This is a genomic window from Pantoea sp. BJ2 (genome assembly GCF_040255075.1).
In the GTDB taxonomy this organism is placed as follows: Bacteria; Pseudomonadota; Gammaproteobacteria; order Enterobacterales; family Enterobacteriaceae; genus Pantoea; species Pantoea leporis.
Genome location: NZ_CP158292.1, coordinates 2884255 through 2908077 on the forward strand (window position 1 = coordinate 2884255; position 23823 = coordinate 2908077).

The 23823-nt window shown below is 53.3% G+C and carries 22 protein-coding genes; 4 read left to right on the forward strand and 18 right to left on the reverse strand.

The features are described from left to right. Nucleotides 1–161 precede the first annotated feature (161 nt). Nucleotides 162–1820, forward strand: a complete 1659-nt coding sequence (locus tag AAF463_RS13310) for a glucan biosynthesis protein (RefSeq protein WP_101763662.1) — start codon at nucleotides 162–164, stop codon at nucleotides 1818–1820. A 29-nt stretch (nucleotides 1821–1849) separates the two neighbouring features. Here the strand turns inward: AAF463_RS13310 and AAF463_RS13315 are convergent, their stop codons facing one another. From AAF463_RS13315 to lrhA, 15 genes are all read right to left on the reverse strand, one after another. After that, nucleotides 1850–2302: a GNAT family N-acetyltransferase gene (locus tag AAF463_RS13315; protein WP_350260928.1), complete on the reverse strand. Its 453-nt coding sequence runs from the start codon at nucleotides 2300–2302 to the stop codon at nucleotides 1850–1852. 189 nt (nucleotides 2303–2491) lie between these two features. Then, nucleotides 2492–3949 (reverse strand): NADH-quinone oxidoreductase subunit NuoN, encoded by a 1458-nt coding sequence (nuoN, locus tag AAF463_RS13320; RefSeq protein WP_008105131.1) that lies wholly within the window; start codon nucleotides 3947–3949, stop codon nucleotides 2492–2494. Nucleotides 3950–3955: 6 nt separating this feature from the next. Beyond that, on the reverse strand, nucleotides 3956–5476 hold the full coding sequence (gene nuoM / locus AAF463_RS13325) for an NADH-quinone oxidoreductase subunit M (protein ID WP_101763660.1): 1521 nt from the start codon (nucleotides 5474–5476) through the stop codon (nucleotides 3956–3958). An 84-nt stretch (nucleotides 5477–5560) separates the two neighbouring features. Then, nucleotides 5561–7396: an NADH-quinone oxidoreductase subunit L gene (gene nuoL, locus AAF463_RS13330; RefSeq protein ID WP_350260929.1), complete on the reverse strand. Its 1836-nt coding sequence runs from the start codon at nucleotides 7394–7396 to the stop codon at nucleotides 5561–5563. Continuing rightward, nucleotides 7393–7695: an NADH-quinone oxidoreductase subunit NuoK gene (nuoK, locus tag AAF463_RS13335; protein ID WP_007889334.1), complete on the reverse strand. Its 303-nt coding sequence runs from the start codon at nucleotides 7693–7695 to the stop codon at nucleotides 7393–7395. Before nuoK ends, nuoL begins: the two co-directional genes overlap by 4 nt. After that, on the reverse strand, nucleotides 7692–8243 hold the full coding sequence (gene nuoJ / locus AAF463_RS13340; protein WP_008105138.1) for an NADH-quinone oxidoreductase subunit J: 552 nt from the start codon (nucleotides 8241–8243) through the stop codon (nucleotides 7692–7694). Before nuoJ ends, nuoK begins: the two co-directional genes overlap by 4 nt. A gap of 10 nt (nucleotides 8244–8253) precedes the next feature. Continuing rightward, nucleotides 8254–8796, reverse strand: coding sequence for an NADH-quinone oxidoreductase subunit NuoI (gene nuoI, locus AAF463_RS13345; RefSeq protein WP_007889332.1), 543 nt, complete (start codon nucleotides 8794–8796; stop codon nucleotides 8254–8256). 11 nt (nucleotides 8797–8807) lie between these two features. Beyond that, on the reverse strand, nucleotides 8808–9785 hold the full coding sequence (nuoH, locus tag AAF463_RS13350) for an NADH-quinone oxidoreductase subunit NuoH (protein WP_008105140.1): 978 nt from the start codon (nucleotides 9783–9785) through the stop codon (nucleotides 8808–8810). Then, complete coding sequence (nuoG, locus tag AAF463_RS13355; protein ID WP_350260930.1) at nucleotides 9782–12505, reverse strand: NADH-quinone oxidoreductase subunit NuoG; 2724 nt, start codon at nucleotides 12503–12505, stop codon at nucleotides 9782–9784. The genes nuoH and nuoG overlap by 4 nt, the downstream gene beginning before the upstream one ends. Nucleotides 12506–12607: 102 nt before the next feature. Then, nucleotides 12608–13948, reverse strand: coding sequence for an NADH-quinone oxidoreductase subunit NuoF (gene nuoF / locus AAF463_RS13360; protein WP_176519213.1), 1341 nt, complete (start codon nucleotides 13946–13948; stop codon nucleotides 12608–12610). Between the two features lie 2 nt (nucleotides 13949–13950). After that, nucleotides 13951–14466: an NADH-quinone oxidoreductase subunit NuoE gene (nuoE, locus tag AAF463_RS13365; RefSeq protein ID WP_101763655.1), complete on the reverse strand. Its 516-nt coding sequence runs from the start codon at nucleotides 14464–14466 to the stop codon at nucleotides 13951–13953. Nucleotides 14467–14468: 2 nt separating this feature from the next. After that, entirely contained in the window at nucleotides 14469–16268 is a 1800-nt protein-coding gene (gene nuoC / locus AAF463_RS13370) for an NADH-quinone oxidoreductase subunit C/D (protein ID WP_008105149.1), read from the reverse strand. A 116-nt stretch (nucleotides 16269–16384) separates the two neighbouring features. Continuing rightward, the gene (locus AAF463_RS13375; protein WP_008105151.1) at nucleotides 16385–17065 is read right to left on the reverse strand and encodes an NADH-quinone oxidoreductase subunit B; all 681 of its coding nucleotides are present in this window, start codon (nucleotides 17063–17065) and stop codon (nucleotides 16385–16387) included. Nucleotides 17066–17080: 15 nt separating this feature from the next. Next, complete coding sequence (locus AAF463_RS13380) at nucleotides 17081–17524, reverse strand: NADH-quinone oxidoreductase subunit A (RefSeq protein WP_007889316.1); 444 nt, start codon at nucleotides 17522–17524, stop codon at nucleotides 17081–17083. A 660-nt stretch (nucleotides 17525–18184) separates the two neighbouring features. After that, a complete protein-coding gene (lrhA, locus tag AAF463_RS13385) occupies nucleotides 18185–19108 on the reverse strand; it encodes a transcriptional regulator LrhA (RefSeq protein WP_021509211.1) in 924 nt (307 codons plus the stop codon). A gap of 796 nt (nucleotides 19109–19904) precedes the next feature. On the opposite strand from lrhA, the gene AAF463_RS13390 reads away from it, so the two are divergent. From AAF463_RS13390 to yfbR, 3 genes are all read left to right on the forward strand, one after another. Next, nucleotides 19905–20093 (forward strand): hypothetical protein, encoded by a 189-nt coding sequence (locus tag AAF463_RS13390; protein WP_158238614.1) that lies wholly within the window; start codon nucleotides 19905–19907, stop codon nucleotides 20091–20093. Then, nucleotides 20077–21294, forward strand: a complete 1218-nt coding sequence (locus AAF463_RS13395; protein ID WP_350260931.1) for a pyridoxal phosphate-dependent aminotransferase — start codon at nucleotides 20077–20079, stop codon at nucleotides 21292–21294. Before AAF463_RS13390 ends, AAF463_RS13395 begins: the two co-directional genes overlap by 17 nt. Before the next feature lie 70 nt (nucleotides 21295–21364). Then, complete coding sequence (gene yfbR, locus AAF463_RS13400) at nucleotides 21365–21964, forward strand: 5'-deoxynucleotidase (protein WP_110866568.1); 600 nt, start codon at nucleotides 21365–21367, stop codon at nucleotides 21962–21964. A 27-nt stretch (nucleotides 21965–21991) separates the two neighbouring features. Here the strand turns inward: yfbR and AAF463_RS13405 are convergent, their stop codons facing one another. The 3 genes from AAF463_RS13405 to yfbV form a co-directional block, all read right to left on the reverse strand. Then, nucleotides 21992–22651 (reverse strand): sugar phosphatase, encoded by a 660-nt coding sequence (locus AAF463_RS13405; protein WP_110866567.1) that lies wholly within the window; start codon nucleotides 22649–22651, stop codon nucleotides 21992–21994. Between the two features lie 14 nt (nucleotides 22652–22665). Then, nucleotides 22666–23160 carry a YfbU family protein gene (locus AAF463_RS13410; protein WP_008105160.1) on the reverse strand — a complete coding sequence of 165 codons (495 nt, stop codon included), beginning with the start codon at nucleotides 23158–23160 and terminating at the stop codon, nucleotides 22666–22668. 150 nt (nucleotides 23161–23310) lie between these two features. Next, a complete protein-coding gene (yfbV, locus tag AAF463_RS13415; RefSeq protein WP_101763650.1) occupies nucleotides 23311–23763 on the reverse strand; it encodes a terminus macrodomain insulation protein YfbV in 453 nt (150 codons plus the stop codon). Between the last annotated feature and the right edge of the window lie 60 nt (nucleotides 23764–23823).

Below are 23823 nucleotides of genomic sequence, written 5' to 3' on the forward strand. Positions count from 1 at the left end.
TGCCGCTACACGAATTCTGCTTCGCTTATTTGATTAATCTGATAAATTTTCCGCAGACTGAATTATTTATTTTCACGACTGTCGTAACTCCCTGTAGTCAGACGCTTCTCGTCTTACGAGAGTCAAAATACACCCGAGCAGCTAAGGATTAGATTTCCGGCATGAATCGTAGAAAATTTATGAAAGCGTCCATGGCCCTCTCCGCTGTTAGCGGCATGACGGGTCTCTCCACGCTGTTTGCACAATCCGCCTGGGCCGATGATGGTATCGCCGACGGTACCGCGGTTCGCTTCGATTTCGACTCACTGAAAAAGAAAGCCTCCGCGCTTGCAAAACAGCCCTGGGGCGGCGCCCCCGGCCCCTTGCCCGACACCCTGGCCAATCTCACTCCGCAGGCCTATAACGAAATTCAGTACGACGCTAACCACTCGCTGTGGAATAACATCCCCGATCGTCAGCTGGACGTGCAATTCTTCCACGTCGGTATGGGCTTCAAGCGCCGCATCCGCATGTTCTCAGTCGATGCGCAGAGCCGTGAAGCGCGTGAGATCCACTTCCGTCCGGAGCTGTTCAATTATCACAACGCCAACGTTGATACCAGGCAGCTGGTTGGTAAAACCGATCTCGGCTTTGCCGGTTTCCGTGCGTTTAAGAAACCTGAACTGGCGCGCCGCGATATCGTCTCTTTCCTTGGCGCCAGCTATTTCCGTGCGGTTGATGAAACCTTCCAGTACGGCCTCTCCGCGCGCGGCGTGGCAGTCAACACCTTCAGCAACGGCAAAGAAGAGTTCCCGGACTTCACCGCGTTCTGGTTCGAAACACCAAAAGCGGATGACACTACTTTCGTGGTCTACGCCCTGCTGGATGGCGCGAGCGTCACCGGTGCCTACAAGTTCACCATTCACTGCGAGGAGAAACGCGTCGTGATGGAGGTGGAAAACCATCTGTTTGCACGTAACGACATCCGCCAGCTTGGCATTGCGCCAATGACCAGCATGTTCAGTTGTGGCACCAACGAGCGCCGCATGTGCAACACTTACCATCCACAAATCCACGACTCCGATCGTCTGGCGATGTGGACCGGTGAAGGCGAATGGATTGCACGTCCGCTGAACAACCCGCAGCGTTTGCAGTTCAACGCCTATCAGGACGAAAACCCGCGGGGTTTTGGCCTGTTGCAGCTCGATCATGACTTCAAAAATTATCAGGATGTGATTGGCTGGTACGACAAACGTCCAAGCCTGTGGGTAGAACCGATTGGTAAATGGGGCAAAGGCGCCATTAACGTGATGGAGATTCCTACCACCGGGGAAACGCTGGATAACGTGGTGTGCTTCTGGCAGCCGTCAGAACCGGTGAAAGCCGGTAGCGAGTTCAGCTTCCAGTACAAACTCTACTGGAGCCAGTTGCCACCAGTGCGCAGTGGTTTGGCGCGTGTCGATGCCACGCGCACCGGTATCGGCGGATTCCCGGAAGGTTGGGCGCCAGGCGAACACTTCCCGGATACCTGGTCACGTCGCTTTGCCATTGATTTTGTTGGTGGCGATCTGAAAGCCGCAGCGCCGAAAGGTATTGAGCCGGTGATTACCGTTTCAGAAGGCACATTCAAGCAGGTTGAGATTCTCTACGTCGAGCCACTCAACGGTTACCGCATTCTGTTTGACTGGTATCCAAACAGCGACTCGACCAAACCGGTTGATATGCGCCTGTTCCTGCGTACCAAAGATGAAACGCTGAGTGAAACCTGGCTCTATCAGTACTTCCCGCCGCCGCCAGATCAACGTAAATACGTTGATGACCGGCAGATGACGCCAGGCTGATGATTAACGGCGAGGAGCAATCCTCGCCGTTATGCTTTCTGCATGCCGATGTGCGGAATGTCATCTTCCATGTAGACTTCAGTCACCGCTTTAAAGCCCAGACGACCGTAGAACCCTTCCAGATGTGCCTGCGCAGAGAGATAAATAGCGCGCTGCGACCAATACTTTTCACAGCTCTCCAGCGCCTTCTCCATTAAGCGATAGCCCAGCTTCAAACCGCGTGCTTCTTCAGAAACAATCACACGACCAATCATTACCGGCGCAGAGTCTAGCGCTGGCGTTAACACGCGCGCATAGGCCAGCAGCTTACCGTCGAGAAATCCGAGAATGTGGCGATTTTCGGCAGCTAGATCCTGGCCATCAATATCCTGATAAGGACACTTTTGTTCCACGATGAAGACATGATTGCGCAGTGCCAGCAAAGTGTAGAGTTGTTGCGCTGTCAGTTCACTGTGGTGGCAATCAAGCCAAAGCATTTCCATGGTGCTTCCTTGTCTGAGCGAAAAAAGGGATCCGATGAGAATATCACACCGGCTACGCCAAACGCAGTGAGCAGCAGCGGCAGCTGAAAACCTCGTGGTGACTCTGTGCTCAACCTCTCACTACGCCGTGAACTGCAGGCAAAAAAAATCAGGCCCGCAGGCCTGATTCAGTGGTTTCGTAAATCTGAATTACATCAGTGGCTGAGCCATCTGCACCAGTGTAATCAGCGGCTGCGGATAAACACCGAGCAGCAGCACCAGAATCGCAGATATCAGCACCACAACGCCGCCGGCAGTAAATGCCCAATTGGCTTGCGTATCGCGGTTGTGCAGTTCCGGCGGGCTGAGATACAGACTCACCGTCACACGCAGATAGTAGTAAAGCCCAATCGCACTACCCGCTACTACCGCACCACTCAACCACCACAGATGTGCGTTCACACTCGAGGCGATAACGTAGAACTTACCGATGAAGCCGAGCGTCATTGGGATACCCGCCAGTGACAACATCATCACCGTCATTACCGCAGACAGAATCGGACGATGCCAGAACAGACCACGATAGGAATAGAGCGTATCGGCATCCGGACCGCGATATGGGCTCGACATCAGGCTCACTACGCCGAACGCGCCAAGGCTGCTGAACAGGTAACCGGCCAGATAAACGCCTGCGGTTTCCAGCGACAGCTGATGGGTTTTCACCGCAATCAGCGCCACCAACAGATAACCAAGGTGTGCGATCGAGGAGTAACCAAGCAGACGCTTGATGTTGCTCTGGGAAATCGCCATCAGGTTGCCGAACAGAATCGACGCAAAGGCAATGATGCCCAGCACGGTACGCACCGCTTCACTGTCAGTGACGGGCGCGTACATGAACAGGCGCATAATCACACCAAAGATGGCGATCTTGCTGGCGGTAGCGAGGAAGGTTGAAACCGGCGCTGGCGCACCCTGATAAACGTCTGGCGTCCACAGGTGGAAAGGAACCAGCGACAGTTTAAAGCCCAGTCCGATAATCATCATGCCCAGACCGAGCAGCAACAGCGGCTCCTGAATCATGCTATCGCTCAGACTTTTGCCCAGCTGCACAAAGCTCAGGCTGCCGGAATCAGCATAAATCAGCGCGATACCGAACAGCAGGAACGATGAGGCCGCCGCCGACAGAATGGTATATTTCAGCGACGCTTCCAGCGAACGTTTCTGGCGGAAAGCATAACCAATCAAACCAAACAGCGGCAGTGACAGCAGTTCGATACCGATGAACAGCGCTGCCAGATGATTGGCGCTCGCCAGCACGATCCCGCCGAGTGCTGCAATCAGCACCAGCAGATAGAACTCATCTTTGTTGTCCGGGAAACCGGCCAGCCACGGATAAGCGAAGGTGCAGGTGGCTAAACTCGCCAGCACCACCAGTGCGGTGTAGAACATCGAATAGCCATCAACGCGCAGCAGCGGCGTGACGTCCATCGCTCCCGCCTGGCCTACAAACCACAGAGAAAACAGCGCAATGTTAAGTCCGATCACCGTCAGCGTGGCATTAACAAAGTGATTGCGTCGCCACGCAATGGACAGCATCACCACCACCACCGTCAATCCGACGATCAACAGCGGCAGTAACGCGATCAGATGTTGAGGAGTTATTGTCATGGCGAATTACGGCCTTGTAGTTGAAATTGAAGCGGTAAACCACTGCTGAATATTGCTCATCGCAGCATGGGATGTGTCGAGGATCGGCTGAGGATAAATCCCCAGCAGTACCAGCAACACCACCAATACGCCGATAGTCATGAACTCACGCGGTGACATGCCTGGCAGCGGATCTTTCGACTTTGCTTCGCCGAAGTAAGCGCGCTGCATCATGATCAGGGAGTAAACCGAAGCAAACACCAGACCAAAGGTTGCAATGACGATAATCACCGGCACCACCTGGAAGCTGCCGGTCAGAATCATAAATTCGCCAACAAAGTTACCGGTGCCCGGCATACCAAGGTTTGCAACCGCGAAGAACAGTGACAGACCCGGAATCCATTTGATACGTGACCACAAGCCGCCCATCTGACGAAGGTCGCGGGTATGCAGACGCTCATACAGCTGACCACACAAAATGAACAGTGCCGCAGCAGAGAGACCGTGCGCAATCATCTGAATCACCGCGCCCTGGAAGGCCAGTTGGCTGCCAGTGTAGATGGCGATGAGCACGAAGCCCATGTGCGAAATAGAGGTGTAAGCGATCAGTCGCTTGATATCAGTTTGTGAGAATGCCATCCACGCACCGTAGAAGATGCCGATGATACCCAGCCACATGGCAATCGGTGCGAACTCTGCTGACGCATTCGGGAACAGCGGCAGGCTAAAGCGCAGCAAACCGTAAGCCGCAGTTTTCAGCAAGATACCTGCGAGGTCAACTGAACCGGCAGTTGGTGCCTGGCTATGCGCATCGGGTAACCAACCGTGTAATGGCACCACCGGCATTTTCACCGCAAAGGCAATAAAGAAGCCAAGCATCAGCAGATATTCAACGGTGTGCGACATCGGAGTTTTCAGCAGCTCTTCGTAGCTGAAAGTCCATACGCCGGTGGCGTTGTAATGGACAAAGACCAGCGCCAGAATCGCCACCAACATGATCAGACCCGATGCCTGGGTGTAGATGAAGAACTTGGTCGCCGCGCTGATACGCGTTTTACCGTCGGATGCTTTATGGCCCCACAGTGCGATGAGGAAATACATCGGCACCAGCATCATTTCCCAGAAGAAGAAGAACAGGAACATATCGATGGAGAGGAACACGCCAATCACACCACCGAGAATCCACATCAGGTTGAGGTGGAAAAAGCCCTGATATTTCTCAATTTCGTTCCAGGAACACAGCACCGCCATCAAACCGAGCAGTCCGGTCAGCACCACCATCAGCAGCGACAGACCATCAATTGCCAGATGGAAGTTGATGCCAAAGCGCGGAATCCACGGTACGGAGAAAGTCGATTGCCATTGCGGAATGCCCGCAGCCTGCGTCAGTGAATAGCCTCCCTGCAACCACAGCTGCAGACCAAGCGCTAGCGTCAGGCCCATGGTGATCATGGCAATCCAGCGCGGAACTTTCGCGCCAAGACGCTCCGCAAGCCAGCAGAGCAAGCCACCGACAAAAGGTATGATAATTAGCCAAGGTAATAACACGGCAAACTTCCCTTTTTATTGCCTTACTTCAGGCAATTTTTGACATTCTAATTGGGCGAGCGAACCCGCCCCGCTCATCAATCTTTAAATCACCAGCAGCAGCGCCAGCACCACAACGGCACCCACACTCATCGAGGCCACGTACCAGCGCAGATAACCGTTTTCGCTCACCACCAAACCTTTGTTACCAACACGCGACAGCAGCGCAGGCAGGTTCATCAGTGAGTTAAGCGGATCGCGCTTCAGCAACCAGGCAATGCCGAGATAAGGTTTTACAAACAGCTTGTCATACAGCCAGTCGAAGCCCCAGGCCGCGAACCACCAGGTGCCGAAGAAACGACCCGGCGCGCTGTTAGCAATACTGGTCACCAGTTGACGTTTACCCAGCCACAGAGCTGCTGCGATCAGGATACCGACAATGGCCACCACGCCTGAGGTGATTTCCAGCATCACTTTGCCGCCTTCACCAAACTCGTTCTGCGGCAGAACACCCGCCAGAGGAGGCGTGATCAGCGCACCAATAAAGGTGGAGAGCACCATCAGAACAATCAGCGGCAGGTGATGCGTAATGCCTTTACCGGCGTGAGCATGAATTTTCTCTTCACCGTGGAACACGATAAAGATCATGCGGAAGGTGTAGATCGAAGTGAGGAATGCACCCACCAGACCCGCCACCATCAGATTGATGTGACCATTCGCCATCGCACCAAACAGGATTTCATCTTTACTGTAGAAACCTGCGGTGATCAGCGGCAGCGCAGCCAAGGCGGCACCGCCTACCAGGAAGCAGATATACACCAGCGGGATGCTCTTACGCAGGCCGCCCATTTTGAAAATATTCTGCTCGTGATGGCAGGCCAGAATGACCGAGCCTGAAGAGAGGAACAGCAAGGCTTTGAAGAATGCATGCGTCATCAGGTGGAAAATCGCCGCGTCCCATGCCTGCACGCCAAGCGCGAGGAACATGTAGCCGATCTGACTCATGGTGGAGTAAGCCAGCACGCGTTTGATGTCGGTTTGCACCAGCGCAGCAAAACCTGCCAGCACCAGAGTAATCGCACCAATGATACCCACCAGATGCAGCACTTCCGGCGTCAACAGGAACAGACCGTGGGTACGTGCAATCAGATAAACACCGGCGGTTACCATGGTCGCGGCGTGAATCAGTGCCGAAACCGGAGTTGGACCGGCCATCGCATCCGCCAGCCAGGTTTGTAATGGCAGCTGTGCCGATTTACCAACCGCGCCACCCAACAGCATCAGGGTTGCCCACTGCAGCATGTGATTGTCTGCAGCGAAGTGCGCGGGTGCCAATTCCACCAGCTCGCGGAAGTTCAGCGTGCCCAGTTCGTTGTAGAGGATGAACAAGGCGAAAGCGAGGAACACATCACCGACACGGGTGATGATAAAGGCTTTCATCGCCGCTTTGCCGTTCTCTGGATTGCTGTAATAGAAGCCAATCAGCAGATAGGAGCACAGGCCCACGCCTTCCCAGCCGAGATACATCAGCATCAGGTTATCGGCCAGCACCAACACCACCATGCTCGCGATGAACAGGTTGGTGTAAGCGAAGAAGCGCGAATAACCCTCTTCACCACGCATGTACCATGAAGCGAACATGTGGATGAAGAAACCAACGCCGGTGACGACGGACAGCATGGTCAGAGAAAGACCATCCAGCACCAGATTCACTTTAATGTCAAAGTTGCCGACGTGAATCCAGGTCCACAGCGCCTGAGTGAACGGCTGCTGACCCTGATTGAAGAAGTCGAAACCGGCATAAATAGTGGTTAATGCGGCAAAACCAACAGAACCCATACCGATTGCTGCCGACAGGTTCTCCGACCAGCGACCGCGTGAAAACGCCAATAGCAGGAAGCCAATCAGCGGAAATAATACGGTTAAATAGAGAAGATTCATCCGCGCATCTCGCTCACTGTGTCAATGTTCAGCGTCTGACGACGACGATAGAGCTGGAGCAACAGCGCCAGACCAATACTCGCTTCCGCCGCCGCAAGGCTGATCGCCAGGATGTACATCACCTGACCATCAGCTTGTCCCCAATAGCTGCCTGCTACCACCAGCGCTAACGCGGAGGCATTGATCATGATTTCCAGACCAATCAGCATAAACAGGATGTTACGACGCAGCACCACGGAGGTCAGGCCGAGAACAAACAGCACAGCGGCCAGCATCAGGCCGTGTTGTAACGGGATCATGCGTGATCCTCCTTATTTGCTTGCGCATCAGCTTGACGATTGCTCAACACTTCGCCGTGACGCTCTTCACGTCCAATATGGAAGGCCACGACCAGACCCGCGAGCAGCAGCATCGATGCCAATTCAACCGCCAGAACATAGGGACCAAACAAGCTGATACCGACTGCTTTCGCGTCGATGACGGTGCCATCAATGCCCTGATCGGTTGCCGTGCTAATCGCGTAAATCATCACTGCCAGCAGCAGTAAAGAGACGATGCCCGGGCCAATCCACAGCGAAGGTTTGAGCCACTCGCGCTCTTGATCCTGCTGAGTTTTGCCGAGGTTCAGCATCATCACCACAAAGACGAACAGCACCATGATGGCACCCGCGTAGACGATGATTTCCAGTGCACCGGCAAAGTAGGCGCCCATTGAGAAGAACACGCCGGCAATCGACAGCAGCGAAACGATCAGGTACAGCAGCGCATGTACCGGATTGGTGTGGGTGATGACGCGCAGCGTCGTCAGCACCGCCACCAGTCCGCAAAGATAAAACGCAAATTCCATACCTGGCTCCTTAAGGTAACAACCCTTTGACGTCGATCGGCTTGGCTTCGTTTTCCGCTTCGCCCTTCTCTTTTCCGTCGATCGCCATACCAGCCATACGATAGAAGTTGTACTCCGGATATTTACCCGGACCGGAAATCAGCAAGTCTTCTTTCTCATACACCAGATCCTGACGCTTAAACTCACCCAGTTCGAAATCGGGTGTCAGCTGAATCGCGGTGGTTGGGCAAGCCTCTTCACACAGGCCGCAGAAGATGCAGCGTGAGAAGTTGATGCGGAAGAACTCCGGATACCAACGTCCATCCTGCGTCTCGGCTTTCTGCAGTGAGATACAGCCGACAGGACAAGCTACCGCACATAAGTTACAGGCAACGCAACGCTCTGCGCCGTCCGGATCGCGCGTCAGCACGATACGGCCACGGTAACGCGGCGGCAGATAAACCGGTTCTTCCGGATACATTTGGGTTTCGCGCTTGGCGAAGGCATGCATGCCTATCATCCAGATACTGCGCACTGTCGTGCCGAAGCCAACGACAATATCTTTTAAAGTCATCTCAATGTCCCTTACTGCGCGGTGTACAGAATCACTGCGGCGGTCGCCAGCAGGTTCAACAGCGTCAACGGCAGACACACTTTCCAGCCGAACGACAGCACCTGGTCATAGCGTGGACGCGGCAGCGCAGCACGAATCAGGATAAACATCACCATAAAGAACGCTGTTTTCAGAGCGAACCAGATGAATGGCGGCAGGAACGGGCCGTGCCAGCCACCGAAGAACAGCGTCACGATCAGCGCTGAAACGGTGGTGATCGCCACGTATTCACCGACGAAGAACAGGCCGAACTTCATACCGGCGTATTCGATGTGGTAACCGTCCGCCAGTTCCTGCTCCGCTTCTGGTTGGTCAAACGGATGACGGTGACATACCGCTACGCCCGCGATGCAGAAGGTAAGGAAGCCGAAGAACTGAGGAATGATGTTCCACAGATGCGCCTGGCTTTCGACAATGGCATTCATATTGAACGAGCCGGCTTGCGCCACCACGCCCATCAGTGAAAGACCAAGGAACACTTCGTAGCTCAGCGTCTGCGCCGATGCACGCATCGCACCCAACAGTGAGTATTTGTTGTTACTCGACCAGCCAGCGAACAGCACCGCATACACCGCCAGGCCCGCCATCATCAGGAAGAACAGCAGACCGATGTTCAGGTCGGTGACCATCCAGGTCGGCGAAACTGGCACAATAGCGAAAGCCAGCAGCAGCGATACGAAGGCGATAACCGGTGCCAGCGTAAAGATGAAGCGGTCGGTAAACGGCGGAACCCAGTCCTCTTTAAAGAACATTTTGATCATGTCAGCAGCCAGCTGCAGCGAACCGCCCCAGCCAACACGGTTTGGTCCATAACGGTTCTGCCATAGGCCGAGCAGACGACGCTCGGCGAAACTCATGAAGGCACCACAACCGACAACCACCAACAAGATGACCAGCGCTTTGCCGATGTTGATCAGGATTTCAATAACGTCCGGTGTCAGCCAACTCATTGCGCGGCCTCCTGCAGTTTGTCAATTTGCGCACCTGAGAGGAACGGCGGCACGCCCGGCATACCGAGCGGTAAACCAACCTGCCCTGCTTGCAGCGACGCAGAGAAACGTACCGGCAAGCGCAGTGTTTCACCTGCACATACCAGCTCAACGGAAGCACCGCTATTAACACCCAGTTTCTCAGCATCAGCCGGGTTAATCACCAGCGTGGCCGGGGACATGCGTTTCTGGAAGGTGGTTGAACGCTGTGTCATCTCCTCGCTACCAAACAGCTGGTAGTAAGGTGCGACGCGCCACTGGCTGCCTTCAACGAAGCTATCCGGAATGGCGGTGAACCACGGCAATGAACGATCGCTGGCTTCAAACAGACGCACGCCCGGATCGCCATGACGCAGTTTGCCGCCCACTTCAGCCTGGAACTTGTTCCATGCCTGCGGTGAATTCCAGCCCGGCGCCCAGGCAAATGGAATCTGCGAACGCGGTGCGCTGGGTTGGTTGTTCCCTTCCATCGAGAAGGCAAACATGGTGTCTTTATCTTGCGGCTGACGCGGTTCATGCACGCTGATGTTGGCGCGCATTGCAGTACGGCCACTGTTGCGGTGCGGTGAACGTGCCAGTTTTTGGCCCCGGATACGGAAGCTGGCGTCTGGCGCGGCATCCTTGATGCCTTTCAGCTGTGGCAGCGCCGCAACGGTGGCATCAATCACGTGATCCAGCTGAGTCCAGTCGATGTGACGGCTCTCAACCGCGCTGTGCAGCGAACGCAACCAGCGCCAGCTCTCCAGCATCACTACGCTGTCATCGTAATAAGCGGGATCGTAAACCTGGAAAAAGCGCTGCGCGCGGCCTTCGTGGTTGATTGAGGTGCCATCGCTCTCCGCAAAGCTGGCGGTTGAAAGTACCAAACCGGCTTTTTCCAGCGTTGCGGTACGTTGATGATCGACCACAATCACGTTAGCGGTGGTATCGAGCGCCGCATCCACGTTGGCTTTCGGCGCATGACGATAGAGATCGTTTTCCAGCACCACCAGCGCATCGGCTTCGCCTTTACTCAGCTGTTCCAGTGCGCTATCCAGCGATTGACCGCCCATCAGGCCGAGGCCAAAGCTGTTCGCCGCACCCGCGAGGAAGGTAATACCGACATCGGCACCGCGTGCTTTCAGGGCTTTTGCCACGTTAGCAGCAGCTTCAATCATCGCGATGCTACCGGAATGGGTACCGGAGATAATCAGCGGTTTTTTTGCACCTGCCAGCGCCTGAACCACCACGTCAACTTTGCCGTTGAGTTTGCTTTCGAAGCCGCTGACTGCCGGCGCGCTTTCATCCAGCGCATTGGCGATGGCGAAGCCGAGACGCGCCTGATCTTCCACCGGTGCGCGATAGCTCCACGCAGCGATATCATCCAGGCGGGTTTCGTCAACATTGGTTACGAACAGCGGATGTTTGGCATGCTGACCGATGTTAAGGATTGCCGCGATCTGCCAGTCAGCCACTTTCTGTGCCGCAGCCATCTCACGCGCTTTACCTTTTACTGCCTGACGTACAGACAACGCCACGCGTGCGCCAACCTGAGTCAAATCTTCACCCAGCACCAGCACCGCATCGTAGCTCTCAATTTCGCGCAGTGATGGCGTGTAGATGCCGCCGTCCTGCAGGACTTTCAGCATCAGCTCAACGCGAGCCTGCTCACCGGCTGGCATACCGGTTGAGAAGTTTTCTGCGCCAACCAGCTCACGTAACGCGAAGTTGCTTTCAATGCTGGCGCGCGGAGAACCGATACCAATGACTTTTTTCGCCCGACGCAACACATCCGCCGCCGCATTCACCGCTTGTTCAGCATTCAGGCTGACCCAATCGTTGCCGCGTTGCTGTACCGGATGACGTGGACGATCTTTGCGGTTGACGTAGCCGTAACCGAAACGACCGCGATCGCAGAGGAAATAGTGGTTTACGGTGCCGTTATAGCGGTTTTCGATACGACGCAATTCGCCATAGCGTTCGCCCGGGCTGGTGTTACAACCCACGCTGCACTGCTGACAGATGCTTGGTGCGAACTGCATATCCCATTTACGGTTATAGCGTTCGGAGTGCGTTTTATCAGTGAATACGCCGGTCGGACAGATTTCCACCAGGTTACCGGAGAATTCGCTTTCCAGCGTGCCATCTTCCGGACGACCAAAGTAGACGTTGTCGTGAGCGCCATAAACGCCAAGATCTTTGCCGTCGGCATAATCTTTGTAGTAACGCACGCAGCGATAGCAGGCGATACAGCGGTTCATTTCATGCGAAATGAACGGGCCGAGATCCTGATTCTGGTGGGTACGTTTAGTGAAGCGATAACGACGGAAACTGTGTCCGGTCATTACCGTCATATCCTGCAGATGGCAGTTACCGCCCTCTTCGCACACCGGGCAGTCGTGCGGATGGTTGGTCATCAGCCATTCCACCACGCTTTCACGAAACTCTTTCGCTTCGCCATCGTCGATGGAGATAAAGGTGCCGTCCGACGCTGGTGTCATGCAGGACATGACAAGGCGACCGCGGGTATCTTCGGCATTCTGGAATTGCTTCACCGCGCACTGGCGGCAGGCCCCTACGCTTCCCAGCGCCGGATGCCAGCAAAAATAAGGAATATCAAGGCCCAGAGAGAGACACGCCTGTAGCAGGTTGTCCGCTCCGTTCACATCATATTCTTTACCGTCTACATGGATTGTAGCCATAGTGAACATGCTTCCGTAAGGCTCGCCCTAAGACGAGCGTTAAACATCTAATTCTTTCCCCACGCCAGTCGGCATGAGGTGAATTCCGTGTACGGCGGCTGATTACCAGCGCGCTTTCAGCAGGTTGGGCTGAATACCGCCGATGGCTCGGGTATTGCCAAACACCTGCGGCGCAATGCCAGCTTCAAACTCTTCACGGAAATATTTAATCGCGCTCTGCAATGGCTCGACGGCGCCCGGTGCGTGGGCACAGAAGGTTTTACCTGGGCCAAGCTGGCGGCAGAGTTGCTGCAGGGTTTCAATATCACCCGGCTGACCTTTTTTCTGCTCCAGCGCACGCAGGATCTTCACGCTCCATGGCAATCCATCACGGCACGGCGTACACCAGCCACAGGATTCGCGCGCAAAGAATTCTTCCAGGTTACGCACCAGTGAAACCATGTTGATTTCGTGATCGACCGCCATCGCCAGCGCAGTACCTAAACGGCTGCCAGCTTTACCAATACTGGCAAATTCCATCGGCAGATCGAGGTGCTGGTCGGTAAGGAAGTCAGTTCCTGCGCCGCCTGGCTGCCAGGCTTTGAATTTCAGGCCATCGCGCATGCCACCGGCGTAATCCTCAAGGATTTCACGTGCGGTAGTGCCGAACGGCAATTCCCAGACGCCAGGATTTTTTACGCGGCCGGAAAAGCCCATCATTTTGGTGCCGGTGTCTTCGCTGGTAGAGATGTTTTTGTACCAGTCAACGCCGTTAAGGAAGATGGCAGGCACGTTCGACAGCGTTTCCACGTTGTTCACGCAGGTCGGCTTGCCCCACACGCCGGCACTGGCCGGGAATGGCGGCTTGGAACGCGGATTCGCACGACGTCCTTCCAGCGAGTTGATCAGCGCTGTCTCTTCGCCGCAGATATAACGGCCTGCGCCGGTGTGGACGATCAGCTCGAAATCAAAACCGGTACCAAGAATATTTTTACCGAGATAGCCCGCTTCGGTGGCTTCAGCAATCGCGCGACGCAGATTAACGGCCGCTTCGATGTACTCACCACGTAAGAAGATATAGCCACGATAGGCTTTCAGCGCGAACGCACTGATCAGCATGCCTTCCACCAGCTGGTGCGGCAGTTGCTCCATCAGCAAGCGGTCTTTGTAAGTGCCCGGCTCCATTTCATCGGCATTACACAGCAGGTAACGGATGTTCATGGATTCGTCTTTCGGCATCAGGCTCCACTTCAGGCCGGTGTTAAAACCTGCACCACCGCGGCCTTTCAGACCCGAGTCTTTTACCGCCGCGACGATTTCGTCCTGGCTGAAATCTTTCAACGCTTTTTCTGCGCCGACATAACCGTTTTTACTGCGATATTCATCGATCCAGATCGGCTGCTTGTCGTCACGGAGACGCCAGGTCAGCGGATGGGTTTCGGCAGTACGAATGATCTGTTTAATGGTCATTGATACTGCTCCAGCAAGTTGGCGATGCCTTCAGGCGTCAGATGAACGTGGGTATCTTCATCCACCATCATGGTTGGCCCTTTATCGCAGTTACCCAGGCAGCAAGTTGGCAGCAGCGTAAAGCGTCCATCCGCCGTAGTCTGGCCCGGCTTGATGTTCAGATTTTGCTCCAGCGCATCCTGAATCCCCTGATAACCCGTGATGTGGCACACCACGCTGTCACAGTAGCGAATAACGTGACGGCCAACCGGCGTACGGTAGATTTGGCTATAGAAAGTCGCTACGCCTTCAACATCACTGGCTGGAATCCCCAGAACATCTGCGATGGCGTTAATCGCGCCGTCCGGCACCCAGCCACGCTGTTTCTGCACGATCTTCAACGCTTCGATCGAAGCGGCGCGTGCATCTTCGTAATGGTGTTTCTCGTGCTCGATAGCGTGGTGCTCGGCCTCGCTCAGCACGAAGACCTCAGTAGGGTCGATGGTGTGAATAGCAATTTTTTGATCGTGCATAATTAGCGGTCCACGTCTGACATAACAAAATCGATACTACCGAGGTAAACGATCAAGTCGGATACCAGGCTGCCGCGGATCACCGATGGGATCTGCTGCAGATGCGGGAAGCTCGGCGTACGCACGCGGGTGCGATAGCTCATGGTGCTGCCATCGCTGGTCAGGTAGTAACTGTTGATCCCTTTGGTCGCCTCAATCATCTGGAAGGATTCGTTAGCCGGCATGATTGGGCCCCACGAAACCTGCAGGAAGTGAGTGATCAGGGTTTCAATGTGCTGCAGCGTGCGCTCTTTCGGCGGCGGCGTTGTCAGCGGATGGTCCGCTTTGAACGGGCCTTCAGGCATGTTGTTCAGGCACTGTTCCAGAATGCGCAGTGACTGCCACATCTCTTCCATTTTCAGCTGCACGCGGGTGTACGCATCACTGATACCAGCGCCAACCGGAATTTCGAAATCGAAGTTTTCGTAACCTGAATATGGGCGCCATTTGCGCACGTCAAAATCTAAACCAGTGGCGCGCAGGCCTGCGCCGGTGGTGCCCCACGCCAGTGCTTCGTCCATGTTGTACGCCGCAACACCTTGCGAACGGCCCATCAACACAGTATTGCGCAGTGCGGCTTTGTCGTACTCTTTCAGACGCTTCGGCATCCAGTCGAGGAAGTCGCGCAGCAGACGTTCCCAGCCTTTCGGCAGGTCATGCGCGACGCCGCCGATGCGGAACCACGCCGGGTGCATACGGAAACCGGTAATCGCTTCCACCACATCATAGATTTTCTGACGATCGGTAAAGGCGAAGAACACCGGCGTCATCGCGCCGACGTCCTGAATAAAGGTGGAGATATAGAGCAGATGGCTGTTGATGCGGAACAGCTCAGACAGCATCACGCGGATCACATTGACGCGATCCGGCACGGTAATGCCCGCCAGTTTTTCCACCGCCAGCACGTAAGGCATTTCGTTCACGCAGCCGCCGAGGTACTCGATACGGTCGGTGTACGGAATGTAGCTGTGCCAGGATTGGCGCTCGCCCATCTTCTCCGCGCCACGATGGTGGTAGCCGACATCGGGAACGCAATCGACGATTTCTTCACCATCTAACTGCAGAATGATGCGGAAAGCACCGTGCGCAGAGGGGTGGTTCGGACCGAGGTTGAGGAACATGAAGTCCTCATTGGTGGTGCTGCGCTTCATGCCCCAATCTTCAGGCTTGAAGGTCAGCGCCTCCATCTCCAGATCTTCTTTCTGCTTGGTCAGCTCGAAGGGATCGAACTCGGTAGCGCGCGCCGGATAATCTTTACGCAGCGGATGGCCTTCCCACGTCTGCGGCATCATGATGCGCGTCAGGTGCGGGTGACCATTGAAAGTGATGCCAAACATCTCCCAGGTTTCGCGCTCATACCAGTTGGCGTTAGCGAAAATTTTGGTGATGGTTGGCACATTCAGATCGTTTTCAGATAAAGCGACCTTGAGCATGATGTCGCGGTTGCGTTCAATGGAAAGCAGGTGATAGAAAACGGAAAAATCCGCGGCGGGCAAACCGGCGCGGTTAGTGCGTAAACGCTCATCAAAACCGTGTAAGTCATACAGCATGACATAGGGCTTTGGCAGCTTGCGCAGGAATTCAACGATTTCTAATAGCTGTTCACGCTTCACCCAGACAACCGGAATCCCGGTGCGGGTAGCCTGAACGGTAAAGGCATCCGGCCCAAAACGGTTACGCAGCTCGCCGACCACTGGGTCATCCAGGTGATCGCGGGTTTGCCATGAAGGCTGAGCGAGATCTTGCGTGGTTAAATCAGTCATACGTTACTCACCATTCCGGCCTGTAATCAGGCGCTCAAAAGAAGGCGTCAGGATGGCGGCGCACATTAAATTGTGATGTTTTGCTGTGGCCGTGGCTCCATCCGTGTACGGGAAGCTTAAACTTCGTCTGGCGATCTCAGGTTGGTGACGGCAATACGCTCGCCACGCTTTCTTTCACGCTCTGGCTGCATATTGGCGCGATAAACACCCTGATCACCGACCACCCAAGACAGTGGACGACGCTCTTTGCCAATCGACTCGCGCAGCAGCAGTAATGCCTGCATATACGCTTCTGGACGCGGCGGGCAGCCAGGAATGTACACGTCAACCGGCAGGAATTTATCCACGCCCTGCACCACCGAGTAGATGTCATACATGCCACCCGAGTTAGCGCATGCGCCCATGGAAATCACCCATTTCGGCTCCAGCATTTGGTCATATAAACGCTGAATAACCGGCGCCATTTTGGTAAATGGCGTACCGGCGATCACCATAAAGTCAGCCTGACGTGGCGAGGCGCGCATAACTTCGGCGCCAAAACGTGCCACGTCATGCACTGCGGTGAAGGATGTGGTCATTTCCACGTAGCAACAGGAAAGGCCGAAGTTATACGGCCAGAGTGAGTTTTTACGACCCCAGTTCACCATGTCATGCAGGGCGTGCTCGAGCTTGCCCATGTAGACGCTACGGTGAACGTGTTGCTCCAGCGGATCGGTAACCGTTTCCTGTTTCTGCAGAGGATAACGATCGTTATCGCCGCCCCCGTTCGGGTCTACGCGTGTCAGCGTGTAGTCCATCTTATTGCCTCGCTTTTACTGCTTATGAGGGTTGGTGTGGCTGTGACTGACCGGGACAGATTTGACCACTACGCGACGACGCGCAGGAGCCCAATCCAGCGCACCGATGCGCACCAGATAAACCAGGCCTGCCAAGAGCACCAAAATGAAAATTGCGGCTTCGACAAAGCCGACCCAACCGCTTTCGCGAATGGAAGTCGACCATGCGTATAAATAGAGGGCTTCGACGTCGAATATGACGAAAAACATCGCAACCAGATAGAATTTTGCAGAGAGGCGAATATGAGTGTCACCGACCGACTCAATACCCGATTCGAACGGGGTGTCCTTGTGTCGCGCACGCGCACGACCACCTAACAACCAGCCACCGGTCAACATAAAGGCACACAGACCGAATGCGATAACGATAAAAACAATAAATGCCCAGTGATGAGCGATCACTTCTGTAGTTGTCGACATACTCTTTGCTTACTCATCAAAAGTGGTGATGGCATCCTGCGCTGTTGCAGCAAACACACCACATCGATTCAAGGGAAGGGTAAAAAACCTTATAAATTTTGCTGTCATTAGCAATAAAGCAGCAATTTTATAGGGGTTTTTACTCCTTTCTATAACCTTTTGTCAACTTTGACAAAAGTATCCAAACATTATTTTACAGCTGCATCATATTATTAACATTCAACCCTCTGAGCGCCAGCTAAATCGCTTCAGTTTGTGAGGTTAATTTTAGTGTAGCGGGTATTCACATGCGTGGATCGTGCATTTAACAATCATATTTTGACAGGTCTCGCCCGAGATTCCCCCCCCTTATCAGGGGTATTTTTTTGATCTAAAGCACATAACTGGGTTTTATGCTGCAAAAAACAGCGGAGTGGAAGGGCAATTGCCCTGGAAAAGTTGGCACGAATTGATAAAATCATTCCATGTGGAGCAAAAATGGAACACATTTCATTTTTAAGTTGTCGAGTGAAATCTTTTTCAGGAAATCGCTCTAAAAACGACGTATTAAAAGGCATAAAAAAAGCCTTAGCGGATAATTACCCAGCTAAGGCTCATTTTTATCGGTTTTAACAATTAACCGGTATTCCAATTGAGAGGAATTACCAGCAACTGCAACCCTTACTCTTCATCATCCAGTAACAAGGTACCGTCTGGATTAGCACTCAGATTATAAGGATCGTTGGTGGACTGCATGGCATTGAAGATCGCCAGCGCCAGTTCGTTATCGCTGTCTGGATTACGGCACAGCAGATACTGGGTATCAGGCAATACAGGCAAACCTTCTGCCGCCCCCATCACACGCAGTTCTGGACTCATCATCTCAACTGGACGCGCTGTCACACCCAAACCGGCTTTAACCGCTGCACGGACGGCAGCCAGCGTTGAAGCAACATACGAGATGCGCCACGGAATGCCAGCCTCGTTGAGGTGATCAATGGCCATATCACGATACGGGCTTGGCTCATCCAACAGAACCAAAGGAATGGCCTCTCCACGCTGGAAGATATAATCTGCCGCGCAGTACCACAACGTTGGTGAAGTACGCAGTACCTGATAAGTAAAGTTTCCTGGGCTGGACGTGGTCACAACCAGATCGACTTCACCTTGATTAAGCATTTCCATCATGAACGGGTTGCGCTTAACACGCACATCAATGGCCAGCTTCGGATAGACCGACGTTACGCGGTTAAGCAGGAACGGCAGAATGGTATCTGAGGTATCATCTGAAGCGCCGATGGTCAGAACGCCCTGGATGTTGCTGTACATTAAAGAGGTGCAAGCTTCGTCATTAAAACGAAGGATTTTCCTGGCGTAACCCAGCAGTTGAATGCCATGCTCCGTCAGCAATTTATTACGTCCATGTCTGGCAAACAGCTCTTTACCTACCAATTGTTCCAGACGTTGCATCTGCTGGCTCACTGCGGACTGCGTTCTGCACACGGCGGCAGCGGCGGCTGCAAAAGTGTTCAGATCGGCAACGGCAACAAATGTACGCAGCAGATCGAGGTCGAGATTCAGTATCGGACGATTTGCATTAGTCATGTTTTTCTTCACTTATAAGATTTTTTAAAACTACTACCCTGGTGTATTACCCGACTTATCAAAGAGATAAGAGGCAATGGTGCTTAATGACAGCCCTGTGTGGAGCTGCCATGAAAAAAAATTTGTCAGGCGGATGCCGACGATCGCACCACTCTGAGATCAGAGCAGCGTCGTCATTATAGACAGCAGAACTTCTGGGCCGAAAACGTAAGTCGTACAGGTGCTGGAAGCTGCGTAGTTGTCTATGTCTCCCGCACAAAGTCCCTGCGGGTTAAAAAGAAATAACATCATGTTATGTAGATGCGAAGCGATAAAGTGCATCAAATAATAAATTATACTTAATCATTTTTACGCTATAAATGGAAATGTTTTTGTTCAAAACATCGCAATTTTTGACCAAAAGTCTTTTCGCACACATCCTGCCATAATGCTGCTCTTTTTTTAACCCCTCCAGGTTCTGAATCTCAAACACTTACGTTAAAGATTCAGCGCAAATGCTATTTTACGCGTGTTTTACACTGAGTTGCAGCTGATGATGGTGCTTAATCCTGCCAATAGAAAGTGTATGAGAATGAACTCTATTTTGTGACGCCAAACAGTGCTTGATCATTACCAGACAATTTTCCGCCATCCAACAAGATTCATTTAACTATTTCATTTGGTCGCTAATGTTTTTTTAAGCCAGTTTTGACTGAAAAATTTCTGAATAGTCTCTGATGTCGATGGAAGAAGGCATTTACACGTCAGGCACACCTTACCAGCGTTTAATATTAACATTCTTCACATTTGCGGACTAATGAACCAGATTAATCGATTTCCAATGACTTTTACGCCAAGTGAAGGGGGAAAAAATGGCAAACACGCCAAAACCAAGCGCTGCCCTTCTTTTGTTAAGGTGAGAAGAGTAAATTGGGCGAGTTTGATTTTTGGTGGCAGGTTAAAGGACTCTGCCCATAAAGGCGGTAACAATGAATTTTCAAATTGATAAATCCGGCAAGCTGGAAAATGTCTGTTATGACATCCGTGGCCCGGTACTGAAAGAAGCTAAACGTCTCGAAGAAGAAGGCAACAAAGTTCTCAAGCTGAACATCGGCAACCCTGCCCCGTTTGGTTTCGAAGCGCCTGATGAAATTCTGGTCGATGTCATTCGCAATCTGCCAAGCTCGCAGGGTTATTGCGATTCAAAAGGGCTGTATCCGGCGCGTAAAGCGATCATGCAGCATTACCAGGCGCGTGACATGCGCGATGTCACCGTCGAAGACATCTATATTGGTAACGGCGTATCCGAACTGATTGTGCAAGCGATGCAGGCATTGCTCAACAGCGGTGATGAAATGCTGGTGCCTGCGCCGGATTATCCGCTGTGGACCGCTGCCGTTTCGCTGTCGAGCGGTAAAGCGGTGCATTATTTGTGTGATGAATCAGCAGGTTGGTTCCCTGACCTGGATGATATTCGCAGCAAGATCACCCCGCGCACGCGTGGCATTGTCATCATTAACCCGAATAACCCGACCGGCGCGGTTTACAGCAAAGAGTTGTTACTTGAGATTGTTGAAATTGCGCGTCAGCACAATCTGATTATTTTCGCCGATGAAATCTACGACAAGATTCTCTACGACGAAGCACAACATCATTCGATTGCTGCGCTGGCACCCGATCTGCTGACGGTGACCTTCAACGGCTTGTCCAAAACCTATCGCGTGGCGGGTTTCCGTCAGGGCTGGATGGTTTTGAATGGTCCGAAGAAACACGCCAAAGGTTACATTGAAGGGCTGGAGATGCTGGCGTCGATGCGCCTGTGTGCCAACGTTCCTGCACAACACGCGATTCAGACCGCATTGGGTGGCTACCAAAGCATTAGTGAATTTATCGCGCCCGGCGGACGTTTGTATGAACAGCGCCAGCGTGCGTGGGAATTGATTAATGATATTCCTGGCGTCAGCTGTGTGAAGCCGCAAGGTGCGCTCTATATGTTCCCGCGTATTGACGCCAAGAAATTCAACATCTTCGACGATCAGAAGATGGTGCTGGATTTCCTGTTGCAGGAAAAAGTGCTGCTGGTTCAGGGCACCGCTTTCAACTGGCCGTGGCCGGATCACGTACGCATCGTTACGCTGCCGCGCGTGGACGATTTGGAAATGGCCGTCAGCAAGTTTGGTCGTTTCTTACAAGGGTATCGCCAGTAAATTGTGACGCGTATACTGTTCGCATTTCGGGGAAAAGATATCTTCCCCGCCGTGCGAACAGGAACCGTCCATGACTCGTAGCCATTTTTTCGCCCACCTCTCCCGTCTCAAACTGATTAACCGCTGGCCCTTAATGCGCAATGTGCGCACTGAAAACGTTTCCGAGCATAGTCTGCAGGTGGCGATGGTTGCTCACGCGCTCGCCATCATCAAAAACAAAAAGTTTAACGGCAACCTCAACGCCGAGCGCATTGCCATGCTAGCGCTGTATCACGATGCCAGCGAAGTACTGACCGGGGATTTACCGACGCCGGTGAAGTACTACAACGCGCAAATTGCGCACGAATATAAAAAGATCGAGAAAATTGCCCAACAGAAACTCATCGATATGCTGCCGCCCGAACTGCAGGACGCTTATCGGCCGCTGATAGATGAACACATGCATAGCGAAAGTGAACAATCCGTGGTAAAGCAAGCGGATGCACTTTGCGCCTATGTGAAGTGTCTGGAAGAGTTGTCGGCGGGTAATAACGAGTTTTTGCTGGCCAAAGCGCGCCTGGAGAAAACCCTGACGCAGCGGCGCTCGCCGGAAATGGATTATTTTGTTGAGGTGTTTATTCCCAGCTTTAGCCTGTCGCTGGATGAAATCTCACAGGATACGCCGCTGTAAAAAAACGGGCCGCAGCGGCCCGTTTTTTTATGCGGTGATAGAAAGGGTAAATTCACCGCTATCTTCTTTAGTGACATTTAACGGTTCAAGCGAAGCGACGCGGAAGGTGACTTCATCAATGCGCGGCGCATCGGCTGGCGCATTTATAGCGATCACCGCACTGCCCGCATCCAATCCTGAAATGATGCCCGCTGGCGCATCCTCAACCACCACGCATTGCGTCGCTGAAAGCCCCAAACGCTCGGCGCCCAGCAAATAAGGTTCGGGATTCGGCTTACCGTGCTTGATGTTCTCCGCGGTGATGAACACCTCTGGCATGGGTAGATTGGCGGCTTTATGGCGCGCGTGGGCAACAGGAATCGAACCCGATGTGACAATCGCCCATGGGATCTGCAACTCGTTCAACGTTGATAGTAACGCTAATGCGCCCGGAATCGCCTGTACGCCTTGCGTGTCTTCAGCTTCGAGACGTTCAAGCCAGAGGAACTCCGCCTGAATCGCCTCTTCAGATTGTCCCGCCATGAAATGGCGCAGCGAATTGATGGCAGGCTTCCCGTGGATATAGCTCAGGACCTCTTCCGCAGACAAACCATGGCGCTCGCCCCACAATGACCATGCGCGAATCACAGCAGGCAGTGAATCCACCAGCGTGCCGTCTAAATCAAACAGAAAACCCCTGTACTTCACGCGTCGCTCCTTATTCAGGCATTGATAATCTGCGCGATCTCATTCGCGCTGAGATGATATTGACGCGGACAAGTGTGCCACACCGTAAGCATGCGTTGGTATTTTTCCCACATCGGCGTTTGGGCATTGAAGCCGTGTGTGCCGGAATCAAAATGGGTATAGCGCCCTTCTACGTTCACCATAAAACGCACGTAGCCGAGATAACGCGCTTCGGTGGCCGCATCAAAGCCGAGAAACGCCAGGCGACGCTCATCAATCGCGCTGCCATCTTTGAGGTTCGACCACGAAACATGCAGCGCATGATGCATTTCCATAATATCGATCAGTAAGCGACAGGTCGCTTCGGTTAGCTCGCCGAATTCCTTATCGAGCTCGCGTAACTGCAAGCCATAGCCGCGTTCAATAATGGTTTGATAACGACGATAGCGCTCGGCGTTATCGGGTTCCAGCATGGCCATCATTTTGTATTGATTGGAGAGGATCAATCGTTGTGCGTGGGTCATTTCCATGGTTTGCTCCCGGGCCAGGCGGCCGCTTAAGATTTAAACAATGAAGAAATGATTACACAAGGAGAGTGATGCGTGTATGTCCGCACCACTTTTCTTTGATTTGAACCGGGATTTGGCTCAAATTCTCTGGCAGGTAAAAGCGTCCGCGGATCAAAGATCGTCGAGGAAAGTGCGATCAAGCTGTTTAAACGCGCGCTTCAGCACATCGGCGAGCGACTGATATGTCGGCTTACCGTCAACGGGTGCAATCGCCTGCCCCGCTTCTTGCAGTTTGGTACGCACTTCATGGAACCACTGCAGCAGCGTCGGCGGCAACGGCGTTACCGAACGTTTACCTAACCACCATAATCCTTGCATCGGCAGGCTGCAGGCAAACAGCGCGGTGGCAATTGCTGGACCAAGTTGTCCCCCCATCGCGATTTGCCATGTCAAGGTGAAAATCGCCAGCGGCGGCATAAAGCGAATGGCAAAACGCGTTGCATTCACCACGCGATTTTCAGGAAATACCGGCGCCAGGCGCTTGTCTGCAGGCCAGGTCTTCATGTATCGCTGTCCGCGCTGGAACAAGCCGAACCAGCCGGGTTTGTCTGTCTCATTCGCCATGATAGACCTCAACTAAATCTGCAATATTTAAAATAAACCGATAACTACACAACTTTACGT